This is a genomic window from Arthrobacter sp. P2b, assembly GCF_900168295.1.
Lineage (GTDB): Bacteria > Actinomycetota > Actinomycetes > Actinomycetales > Micrococcaceae > Arthrobacter.
Genome location: NZ_FVZL01000013.1, coordinates 90494 through 101395 on the forward strand (window position 1 = coordinate 90494; position 10902 = coordinate 101395).

Annotated in this window: 11 protein-coding genes; 5 read left to right on the plus strand and 6 right to left on the minus strand. The window is 62.0% G+C overall.

Annotated features, from left to right (window positions below; all coding sequences use genetic code 11):
• Positions 1-760 precede the first annotated feature (760 nt).
• Both B5520_RS16960 and B5520_RS16965 read left to right on the plus strand, forming a co-directional pair.
• Positions 761-1138 (plus strand): hypothetical protein, encoded by a 378-nt coding sequence (locus B5520_RS16960; protein WP_079598249.1) that lies wholly within the window; start codon positions 761-763, stop codon positions 1136-1138.
• A 352-nt stretch (positions 1139-1490) separates the two neighbouring features.
• Entirely contained in the window at positions 1491-2276 is a 786-nt protein-coding gene (locus tag B5520_RS16965) for an SDR family NAD(P)-dependent oxidoreductase (RefSeq protein ID WP_079598250.1), read from the plus strand.
• Positions 2277-3058: 782 nt separating this feature from the next.
• On the opposite strand, the gene B5520_RS16970 is transcribed toward B5520_RS16965, so the two are convergent.
• The 6 genes from B5520_RS16970 to B5520_RS17000 all read right to left on the minus strand — a co-directional run bounded on the left by B5520_RS16970 (position 3059) and on the right by B5520_RS17000 (position 8808).
• On the minus strand, positions 3059-4033 hold the full coding sequence (locus B5520_RS16970; RefSeq protein WP_217700337.1) for a shikimate dehydrogenase family protein: 975 nt from the start codon (positions 4031-4033) through the stop codon (positions 3059-3061).
• Between the two features lie 331 nt (positions 4034-4364).
• Entirely contained in the window at positions 4365-5360 is a 996-nt protein-coding gene (locus B5520_RS16980; RefSeq protein WP_079598251.1) for a Gfo/Idh/MocA family protein, read from the minus strand.
• Positions 5357-6262, minus strand: coding sequence for a sugar phosphate isomerase/epimerase family protein (locus B5520_RS16985; RefSeq protein WP_254865612.1), 906 nt, complete (start codon positions 6260-6262; stop codon positions 5357-5359). Before B5520_RS16985 ends, B5520_RS16980 begins: the two co-directional genes overlap by 4 nt.
• Positions 6259-6843, minus strand: coding sequence for a VOC family protein (locus B5520_RS16990; RefSeq protein ID WP_079598252.1), 585 nt, complete (start codon positions 6841-6843; stop codon positions 6259-6261). The genes B5520_RS16985 and B5520_RS16990 overlap by 4 nt, the downstream gene beginning before the upstream one ends.
• Positions 6840-7835: a LacI family DNA-binding transcriptional regulator gene (locus tag B5520_RS16995; protein WP_079598253.1), complete on the minus strand. Its 996-nt coding sequence runs from the start codon at positions 7833-7835 to the stop codon at positions 6840-6842. The genes B5520_RS16990 and B5520_RS16995 overlap by 4 nt, the downstream gene beginning before the upstream one ends.
• Positions 7828-8808 carry a Gfo/Idh/MocA family protein gene (locus B5520_RS17000; protein WP_079598254.1) on the minus strand — a complete coding sequence of 327 codons (981 nt, stop codon included), beginning with the start codon at positions 8806-8808 and terminating at the stop codon, positions 7828-7830. The genes B5520_RS16995 and B5520_RS17000 overlap by 8 nt, the downstream gene beginning before the upstream one ends.
• A gap of 172 nt (positions 8809-8980) precedes the next feature.
• Between B5520_RS17000 and B5520_RS17005 the strand changes: the two genes are divergently transcribed.
• From B5520_RS17005 to B5520_RS17015, 3 genes are all read left to right on the plus strand, one after another.
• On the plus strand, positions 8981-9628 hold the full coding sequence (locus B5520_RS17005) for a bifunctional 4-hydroxy-2-oxoglutarate aldolase/2-dehydro-3-deoxy-phosphogluconate aldolase (protein ID WP_079598255.1): 648 nt from the start codon (positions 8981-8983) through the stop codon (positions 9626-9628).
• A complete protein-coding gene (locus B5520_RS17010; RefSeq protein ID WP_079598256.1) occupies positions 9625-10173 on the plus strand; it encodes an AAA family ATPase in 549 nt (182 codons plus the stop codon). The genes B5520_RS17005 and B5520_RS17010 overlap by 4 nt, the downstream gene beginning before the upstream one ends.
• A gap of 346 nt (positions 10174-10519) precedes the next feature.
• Positions 10520-10902, plus strand: a 383-nt coding sequence (locus tag B5520_RS17015; RefSeq protein WP_139386249.1) for an MFS transporter, incomplete at its 3' end; no start/stop codon positions are given.

Here is a 10902-nt window from a genome sequence, read left to right on the forward strand (position 1 = left end):
TCGTGGTGTGAGTGGTGGTGAGCCGTCCTTTCGGCCCTGGCAGGTCAGCTGATATTAGCGGATTGGTTACCGCATGACGACGTGTTCAGCTGGTGCCGGTGTCTAGAGTCGAGCGTCAACGGTTTGATCTGTCTGCTCGTATCCAGGTCTCGAATTATCTCCGCCTCGACCAGGAGTACCCCGGCCTCCATCAGGAAGATCTTCGCACGTCTCGGACCCCCGGTTAGATAGTCCACAAAGGCCCTGATCGCCGCCTCCGCTGCAGGAAGTCCCGGCTCGGCCTCTATCATGGCCTCTTGCATGGCCTGAAGAGCCTCGGCCCGGACGCAGTCATCTATGTAGCTGATGCGGTCGTTGACAGTTTTCGGAGTTCCCGTAAAAGTAATGCTCGGTGAGGTCCGCTTCCCGGCAGGTGGCCCGAACCCCCAGGGTGCCTATTCCACCGGACGTGACGAGGTGGGCCGCTTCCATTGACTGGCCTCTGCGGGCGGCTCGACACTCGTCCGCCGTCCTGCCCCGCCACATGGAACCGGCCACCTAGATTGTCACATTCGATCCTCTCGCCTCGCCGCCCCGGTCTCTTCGCCAGGAAAAAGAATAGAGCATTGACAATCCGCGTTGTCAATGCTGAAGTTACTGGTGTTGCTTGACCGCTCAATACCAGCGGCTGGGTGTCGTCTCGGTATAGAACGCCAAATATCGCTACGGCAAAAACGTAAGCGAAAAGGAAATAAACAGTTCCTCAGAGGAGGCCAAGAAAATGGCAGCAGTGCAATCAGCAAGCGATTTCGAAGGATTCGTTAAAGAATTCCTTGACGTGTATAACACCCCGCCACACAACATCAAGCAATTCTATGCGAACAAGATGATTTGGGTGGAGATTCCGGGTGGGCGCAGCGGTGGGCAGGATGAGTACTTTGCCGCATCAGATGGTGTCCGGGACGTCATGGAGCGAGTAGAAATCACCGAAACCATCGGAACGCATTTTTCCAGTGATACCGGCATCTTTGAATGTAAGTGGCGAGCCACACGGCGAAACGGGGCTGGCGACATCCACGCGATTCTCGTGTGGGTGTGGCAGTTCGATGAGACGGGCAAGATTACGATGCAACGAGACTACTTTATGCCCGCAACCTAGGACTCGCTTGGATACAGGGACTGAACTCCTACAAGGAGGCTCACTTGACCATTTTCCTTCCGATAGAGAGCCATAGAAATCCTTCGCAGCGCATACCTAAAGCTCGAAACTCCGTGTAAGCGCGTTCATTAATATTTTTTACAGCGGGGTCCAGGATGATTTTTCCCGACAATCGCTGCGACTCCTCAACGTCTCCTACGTCCCTTACTGCTCGATATTTTCACGGCACTACACCCGACCCGTCACAAGCGGCTATGCCTCCGATTCCCCTAATCAACGCATGCGATGTTCAGGCTGCTTTAGCACCTATTGCTCGTCAGGCTCCCAGGTCAAACTCTAAGGAAAAACAATAATGACTGATCCTTCTTCCGCATACAGCAGACTCAACCTCACCGGGAAGAGAATCATCGTCACTGGCGGCGGCTCCGGCATGGGCAGGGAAGCTGCGCTGCTGTTCGCCGCACGCGGAGCCAAGGTCACGATCGCGGACGTCAACGAGACGGGCGGTAACGACGTCGCGGACCTCATCGCGGACGCTGGCGGCGAGGCTGTGTTCGTCAAGACGGACCTGACCAACGAGGCAGACGTGAAGAACCTCGTCGCAACCGCGGCGGAACGCTTCGGTGGTCTCGACGGCGCATTCAACAACGCCGGCATCATCGGTCCCCACGGGTCCATCGCCGAGACCAGCTTCGAGACGTGGCAGAAGGTCATCGCAGTGAACCTCAATGCGGTGTTCCTTTCCCTCAAGCACGAGATCCAGTACTTCCTCGCACACGGGGGCGGGTCCATCGTCAATACGATCTCCACGGCCGGCCGCTTCGCGTACCCGGGACTTCCCGCGTACGTCGCCAGCAAGCACGGTGCGCTCGGTCTCACCCGACAGACCGCCTGGGACTACGCCGCCAAGGGCATCCGTATCAACGCCATCCTCCCCGGCTCGACGGAAACGCCCCTCGCCGCCGGGGGACTAAAGAACCCGGCGGCGGCGGAGGTGGTGAAGAAGGCGCAGCCCATTGGGCGGCTCGGGCAACCCGGCGAGATCGCCGAAGCCGCCGCGTTCCTGCTCTCGGACGCCGCCAGCTTCATCGTCGGCGCGGATCTCTACGTTGACGGAGGCGTCTCCGTCAACCCATAGCCTCCCTGTTTCCTCGGTGGCCGTCCGGCAACGAATCGGCGGCACTTTCAGCCATTCAGCACACGCCCAACGCCGCGTTGAACGCAGCGATCGGTTCAGCCTCCCCCCCGGATTGCGGTGACGCGATCCTGGACTGCACACAGCGGGATCCGGGGGAATCGTTCCAAGCCGTGGGCGTCCTTCTCCTGCCCTCGTGAGCATGTAATGACACCGGTACTTCGGGGATGCCTGGCCAAGGCCAGCAACGAGCCGGTTGACGACAACACAAGAGAGTCGGGGACACCTTTAAGTTCACGCTTCCCGGAAACAGGCGCAGTCCGGTGGAACCTCACATCCCGATTGAGCTACACCCCAACCTGACGTCGGAGCGGGCTGACGTGGGAGGACTCGGCGTGTGGGGTGGGCTCTGGGTTGTTCTGCGACGTCCGACCAGTTACATCAGGTGACATGGCCGCCCATTGCCCGAAATGGACTTCGTAGGTGGCAATTCCATGGACTTTCGGTGTTTTCGAGCTTCCGGCGACTGTCAGGGTGGATTCTGAGAACATCATGGAGCCACTGTCAGGGAAGCGGAATTTCGCTCTATTCTGATACCAGCGTAAGAGCTGCGCGTGCCCTCTCCGAGAAATGCAAATTAGGACGATCGCCCGAACCGAGTAAGCCACCACTATCGGGGTGGCCACTCGAGGCCGGCTTCGGGCGGTCATCCGCAAGGGATCTTTATCGGTTGAGGGATGCCTTGGGTCGACTCACACCTACCTCATCGTCACGGAGGCCTTTCTTCATAAGGGCGCTTGCGCTGTTGTGCGGAGTTCTTCGGCTGTCGCAGTGCCGAATCCGAAGAACTCGAGGTAAGCGGGGATCATCTCGAACAGCATGTCGCTGCCGACCTGAACTGTGCATCCCTTCTGCTTGGCGGCCTGCAGGAATGGGGTCATTTCGGCCTTCAGCACGACGTCCCCGACATAGGAGCCGGGGGTGATCCGGTCGATGTCGACAGGCATGGGGTCACCGTCCCTCATGCCGAGCGGGGTGGCGTTGACGATCAGATCGTAGCCCTCGGGATCTTTGGACCCCATGGCGATCTGCACGTCAGGGTAGTGGGCGCTGATGCGCTGGGCGAGCGTGTCGGAGGCGCCTGTATCGGGGTCGAACAAACCGATGCCGGCAAGTCCGAGGCCCGCCAGTGAGGCGGCGATCGGCGAGCCCACGCCTCCGTTGCCGACGACCAGGGCCCGCTTGCCGTGAGGGTCGAATCCTTTGCGCAGCGCGCCGCGGACGAAACCTGCTCCGTCGAACTGCTCGGCTAACAGTGATCCGTCATCTCGCCTGAGGACGGCATTGGTGGCACCGGCGATCTGGGCGGTTGGGCTGACCTCGTCGACGAGGTTCATGGTGACCACCTTGTGCGGCATGGTGACAAGCGCACCTCGGATGTTGGTTAGCGTGAAGACGGAGCGGAAGAAGTCGGGGTAGTCCTCCGGTTTGATCCCCATGGGGACGACGACTGCATCGATCGCGTGCGTTTCAAACCATGGGTTGCAGATCAGAGACGACTTGAACGTGTGCGTGGGATATCCCAGGTGCGCGATGAGCGTCGTCGTTCCGCTGATCATCGGGTTCGCCCGTTCGCGCGGTGCACCCAGCTCCGTCACTGGAACATCTGTCCAGGAGCAGAGTTGGTCGCCGTGCTCAGCCCCGTACTCGTCCCACTGTGCGAGCTTGCGCAGCCTGTCCTGCAAGATATCGGGAGCCACGCGGACCTGGACGACTTCGATGACAAGAAGCCGGTGAGTTCCTGGCCCTCTTTCGGGCCACGGTCGGCACCTATGACGAGGGCCCTTTCGGCTGTGAGTGCGCTGACGACTGCATCGCCGATTCCGCCACTTGATCCGGTCACCAGAACGACTTGGTCTGCTCGTTTCATCTTTCTAGGTCCTTACTTGAGGTGTTTCCCAAAGGGTGTGCCATGGCTCCGGGCGCGGCTGCTTTTAGTGGGCGTCGCTCCGCGCCCTGACCTTCTGCTGCACTGTTGAAGCCTGTTGTCTGCAATCCCCCGGTCCAGGGTGGCGTACGTGCCGGTGCTGACTAGCTGTTGCCGCTAACGGCGTGGCTGGCCCATTGCCGGCCTTGTTGTTCTTCTGTGGGCAGTCCGGAGGCGGCGAGGATCCGGTCGAGCAGCCGCTGGGTATGGACGGCGTCGCGGCCGGAGGTCAGTGGCTGCGCCCTGTCGGCGACCCGGTCCAGGAAATGGTGGACGGCGGCGGAGAAGCCGAGCGTGTCGGTTGCTGTTGCCCAGCCGTAGGCCTCGGCGCTGAGCTCCCGTGAGGTGGTGACTCCCCGGACGGTGGTCGAGACGGTTTCCGGTGCCCTGACTTCCACGGTCTTGCCGTCGCCGTAGGCGTCGAGTTTTTCATTCCAGGCTCCTGCTGTCCGGGCTGCCATGAGCACTCCGGTGTTGCCGGTGCTGAAGCGGATCATGGCTGCGACGCCGTCTTCTTCCCACGGGTCGTCACCGGCTGCGTGTGCGGCCACGTCCACTGGTTCGCCGCCGCAGTACCAGCGGAGCAGGTCGACCATGTGGATGGCGTTCTCGAACGTTGCGCGGTATTCGGATCCTGGGCGGTTCTTTTGTGCGACGCAGAAAGTAGCACCTTTCGTGCCAAACAGCTCACGGCCGGCGGTGTAAACGGGGGCGTAGCGGCGGTTGAAGTCGACCATCAGGATGCGGCCGCGCTCATCGGCGAGGTCGGCGAGGCGTTCTGCCTCCTCGGTTGCCGGAGCGAGGGGTTTTTCGCAGAAGACGTCGACGTCGCGGCTGAGGCATAGTTGGACCGCGTGGGCGTGTTCGGAGCGGGGTGTGAGGACGAAGACTGCGTCCAGGTCCTGTGAATCCAGCATGTCCTCGGCGGACTTGTATGCGGAGCCGAAGCCCCAGCGTCGGACCAGGCTGCCCGGATCCTCACGGCGGGACACCAGGGCGGCCAGCTCAACGTCTTCGCGCTGGACGAGTGTGGGCAGCTGGGCGATGGTGGCGATGTTTCCGGCGCCGATGACGCCGACGCGGAGGCGGTTGGTGTTCATCGGGCGTTCCTTACTTGGGCGGGGTCAGAGAGCATGGCGCGCAGGACGTGGGCTGATTCCCTGAATCCGTCCTCGGGCTTGGGAAGGTCTTGCCGGTGCCAGCGGTATTCAAGCTCGATGCTGAGCACGTCGTCGTAGCCGTGCTGCACCAGCCCGGCGAGAATTTGGGGCCAGGGAACGACGCCGCTTCCTACGACGCGGGACCGTACGGCCCGCTCGGAAGCGTTAACCCGGGCTGTTTCGGTTGCGCGGAACGCGGCGTTGGGATCGGTGAAGACAAGGTCCTTCACGTGCACGTGTCCGATCAGGTCGCCTTGGACAGCGAGGGCCTGTTCGAACTTTTCGTCGTGGGTGAATGTCAGGTTCGCCTGATCGTACAGAACGCGGATGGCCGGGTGCGCGACTTCGCGGACCAGGGCTGCGGTCTCGGCCGCGGACTGGGTCATTGTGCCGAAGTGGTTCTCAACGCACAGCCGTACGCCTGCTTGTTCAGCTTCAGGTGCAAGGGTTTGCAGCGCATCCACGAGTCTTGCCCACCGCCGGGGATGGTCGGAGTCTCCGGCGTGCCAGGACCCGGCGTAGACACGGACCCGGTCAGCCCCGACCATGTGCGCGGTTTCAATGGCGCCCCGGAATTCATCGACAGCGCCGCGCCACTCCACGTCATCGAGGGAGTTGATGGCTGTCGTGTATGGCGTAAGGCCTACGATCGGCACGCCTTCGCCGTCGGCAGCCTTCAATGCCTCCATCGCGGCGCGCCGGTCCCCCAGAGGGAGTCCTGAGGTGTAGTCGTCCTGGTAGATGACTTCCGCGGCGTCGAGGCCGGCGGCTTTGAAGAGCGCCAGTGCCTGGGGAACGGTGTGGTCCGGGGTTCCGAGTGTGTGACCTGCAAGCCGCATCATTGGTTGTCCTTTCGGGAAGTGTTTGGAGCCGTTGCCCAGTCCGCAGGACCGACCAGCCGGGGTGGGGCTGCGACGCGGGACCGGTCGACGATCTCCATCAGCAGGCCCCAGGGGGTAAGGAAGTAGGTCCAGCGGTTGCCGGCTACGCGCGGGCTGTCGCCTGCGACTTCTTTGCGCTCACCGAGCACCCGGACTCCAGGTGTTTCCTGGAGCACGGTGATCGCTTCGTCTACGTCGTCCACGACGAAGCACAGGTGGTGTCCGCCGGCATCGCAGTGCCGTGGCGGGGTGTCGCGCCGCTCAGCGCTGCTCCACTCGAAGAGTTCAATATTGAGGTTCGGGGGCAGGCGGAGCATGGCGAGCGTTAGTTTCGCATCTGCCGGTACGTTGAAGTTTGTGGGCATGAATTCTTCGTCCGGCCCGCGTTCGGAGCGGTACAGTTCCTCGGCCCCGAGCACGTCGACGAAGAACCGGATACCTTCCTCGAGGTTGGGGACGGTCAGGCCGACGTGGTCCGTGTGCTGGAGTCCCGGCAACCGCCGGAGTGTTTCTGCGGGGGCGCCGTTAGTCTGCGCGGTCATTTGCGTGGTCCTGAAGTGGAGGCACGGACCAGAAGTTCAGGTTCGAGGACGATGTGGTCCACGGAGCCGTCGATGTTCTGCTTCTCGGCCAGTTCGATGGCGATGTGTCCCATGTCGGCGATGGGTTGCCGGATGGTCGTCAGGGGAGGGTTGAACCGGGCGCCCAGGGCCAGGCCGTCGAAACCGATGACCGACACGTCCTCGGGTACGCGCACTCCGCTTCGGCCCAGGGCCGAGATGACCGCAAAGGCGACCATGTCATTTGCCGCGATGATGGCCGTTGGGGGTTTCTCCATCTCGAGGAAATGCTCTGCCCCGCGCGTGCCCGCATCCAGATCCGACCCGCTGTCCAGCACGACTGGTGCGCTGCCGCTCTCGGCGGACAGTTCCAGGTACGCGTCCATCCGGTCCTGGGCGGTGTGCGTTCCGGCGATGCCGGACACGTAGCCGATCGACGTGTGCCCCAGTGCATGCAGGTGGTCCAGTGCGAGCATGATTCCGCGGCGGCTGTCGACGGTGACCGTTGGGACCGCATCGTCGCCTTCCACCCGGTCGATCACGACGACTTTGTGGCCGAAGTCGAAGCGTTTCAGCGCCGCGGTGTCGACCTTTGTAGAGGGTGCGACGATCCCGAAGGGGGCATACATAGCCTGCATGGCGATGAAGTATCCCTCGGTCTTGGCAGGGTCCCCGTTGGTGACGCAGAGCAGCAGCTGGTAGCCGCGCTCATCGGCGGCCTGTGTCATCGTCTTGGCCAGTTCTGCAAAGAACGGGTTGGTGATGTCAGGGACGATCAGCGGGATGAAGGTGCTGGTCTTTGTCCGAAGTGCCTGGGCGAGTGGACTCATCGTGTAGCCCAGCCCCTCGGCGACACGGAGGATGTGCTCGCGGGTTTCAGTTTTTACCGCTTCCGGGCGGGAGAATGCCCGGGAGACCGTGGACCGGTGGACACCGGCGGCTTTGGCGACGACGTCGATACTCAGATCAGGCATGTTCTCTTCCTCCGTGCTGGTCGTCATAGGCCTGCCAAATGGGGCGCATGACGTTTTCGAGCTGGGCCAGCGTCGGCAAGCCCTGGAATCCATCTTCCAGCGTCTGGGCGACCCGCCGCACGAACGGATCGTAGAGAGGGTCGCTGTCCACGTTGATTGTGGCGGACTCGCTTGTCCCGTCCAACGCGGTGAATGTGGCAGAACCATCGGAGTTGACGGAGGCGTATCCTGCCTCACCGACCGAGGTGTAGCTGCAGTAACGCTTCAACTGCGAGCCCGGGAAGGCGTACCCGACCTCCACGATGGCTTCGCGTCCCTCCGGTGTAGTGATGATGAGGCTAGCGTGGTCCTCCACGTCTCCGCCGTGCAGCGTTGATGAAAGCCGGGACTGCACACGAACTGTGGTTGCGTTACAGCCCTGCAGGAACAGGTCCACGAAGTGTGGGCCCAGGTTCGCCAGGCACCCTCCGCCGGCCTTGGCCGGGTTCAGCATCCACTTATTGCCGTTATTGAGGTAGCGGGAGGGCGGGCCGGCAATAAATGAGGTCCGTTGATATGTTGGCCGGCCTGCCTTGGCGAGCCATCGGTCGGTGGGGCCGTCCCGCTGGATCAGTGGGACGGTGGCGGGCACACCGGCTGCCTCGGCGGCTTTGCGCACGGCAGTAAGTTCGGCAAGGGACGTTCCCAGTGGCTTTTCCACCACGAATGGAATACCGCGATCGATCAGGGCATGACACTTCTCTGCCATGCCATCGTGAGGGCCAAAAACGTAGGCGAGCCCAATATTGGGAAGGTCAACCAGCTTGCGCCAGTCAGCTTCCACCGGAGCTTCCCAGGCATCGGCAAGCCCTTTGACTAGGGATACGTCGTCGTCACTGACGCCAACGACGTCGTGCACTTCAGCGATGGCGTTTGCATAGAGCGGAGTGTGCCAGTGTGAAGCACCAAGAATGATTGTGCGTGTTTTGCTCACCCTGCCAGCTCCTTTGCTAAGTACGGGTCTTGCTCTCAGCGCATCTATGAGATCGGTTGCTGAGATCGGTTGCAATAACAGTATGGATGGTGGGAAAGTTTGTCAACGACACTTCAACAGTGGCCCAGGCAACTTTGAGCATCAACATGCCCGGGCCCCAAGAAAGGCACACATGTACAAGAAACTCCGCACCCTGCAGACCATCGATGAATCCGGCGCCGTCCTCATCGTCCGCCTCGAGAACGCCGACGTGGCAGAACGCGTTGCGGAAGCTGCCATCGCCGGAGGCTTCCGCGCCCTTGAAATCACCCTGTCGATCCCAGGCGCCGTCGATGTAATCCGCCGGCTCTCCGCCAGGCATGGGGCCAATGGAGTAGCGATCGGCGCCGGAACGGTGCTGGACGAGCACTCGGCCTACGAGTGCATCCGCGCCGGGGCTGAATTCCTGGTCAGTCCCCAGCTGAATCCGGCGATGATCCGGACAGCAAACCGGTACCAGATACCCACCATTAGCGGGGCCTACACACCCACTGAGCTGGTTAACTCCGCCGAGGCGGGCGCTGACATCCTCAAGCTCTTCCCCACCGAGGCCGGCGGCATCCCCTACGCCAAGTCCGTACTCGCTCCGCTCGCTCATTTGCCGATCATGCCGGCAGGCGGCGTGACCGTGCAGAACGTCGGCGAATGGTTCGCGGCGGGCGTTGCAGGTGTCGGCGTCGGCAGCTACGTGACAAAAGCATGGCAGCCGGACGGCGACTTTAGCCGCGTCACCAAAGCTGCCGAGGAGTTCCTGGCAGCAGTGGCAGAGGCACGCCGATGACAGTCCCCAGCGTCTTTATTGTTATTGGCCCGGCCGGGTCCGGAAAAACGACGGTCGCGCAGAAAACGGCAAAGGAACACAGCGCGGCATACCTGGACAAGGACCGCGTATGCGGACGCTTCGTCGAGTTCGCGCTGAAGGCAGCCGGACACGACCCCACCGACCGGGAATCCAACGACTACTACCGCGACAACCTGCTGCCCCTCGAATACGAGACACTTCTGGACGTCGCCGGGGCGAACCTTCGCCTGGGCCGCTCCGTCGTGCTCGATGCCCCCTTCGGAGCCTACTTCGACGAACCGGATTTCCTGACGCGCGCGGCAGAAAAGTTCCATTGGCCACCCTCTGCGGCCACGGTGGTGCGGGTGAGGGTCCCCCAGGACCTTCTGCGGGACCGGCTTATCCGCCGCGGCCTGGAACGGGACCAGTGGAAACTTTCCCATTGGGATGAGTACTGGTCCGTCTACGGGAGTTTGGAATGCGCGTGGTCCGGCGTGCAGTACCTGGACTTCAACAACGAGACACCCCTTCCGGCAGAGGGGTGACGGCCCAACCGCCAGAGCCGCTCATTTCGGTCAGTTCCACGCGGGCCGCTCTTGCAGCCCGCAGCATGAATGGGCCACACCACCCCTAAACCGGCCGAGGCAGCACGTCTGCCCCCAGTGCACAAAGCGGTTGCCCTCCCCCAGAGGCTGCAATGCCAGAACCTGCGACACGGCTCACAAAAAACGTTGACAACTCGCTTTTGTCGCCCTTAGTGTTGTTGCAACCGATCTCTGCAACCGATCTCAGCAATCGATCTTATTGACTCCGGTGAAAAGCCGGAGGACCGATCGCCTCCGGTTCAACCCCTAACCGCTCCTCAGCAAACGTGAAAGTATGGAGAGTTCAATGAAGACCTCAAAAGATGCGCTCGACAGCTCGGGCCTTCCGGAAGTGCCCGAGCCGCCCCGGCGCTCCGTCAACATGGTGGCAGGCACGATCGGCCACTTTGTGGAGTGGTACGACTGGTACATCTACGGGCTGCTGGCAGCGGTGTTCGCGGGACAGATATTCCCAAGCGAGAACCCGTTCGCGTCCCTTGTCGCAGCGCTGCTCACCTACGCAGTCGGTTTTGTTATACGCCCGCTCAGCGGAATCATCATTTCGCCGCTGGCCGACCGCTACGGCCGCCGGCTTATCCTGACGCTGTCCATCTCCGGGATGGCGCTCGGCTCTCTGATCATCGGCCTCACCCCTTCATTCGCGACGATCGGCTACGCAGCACCTGTTCT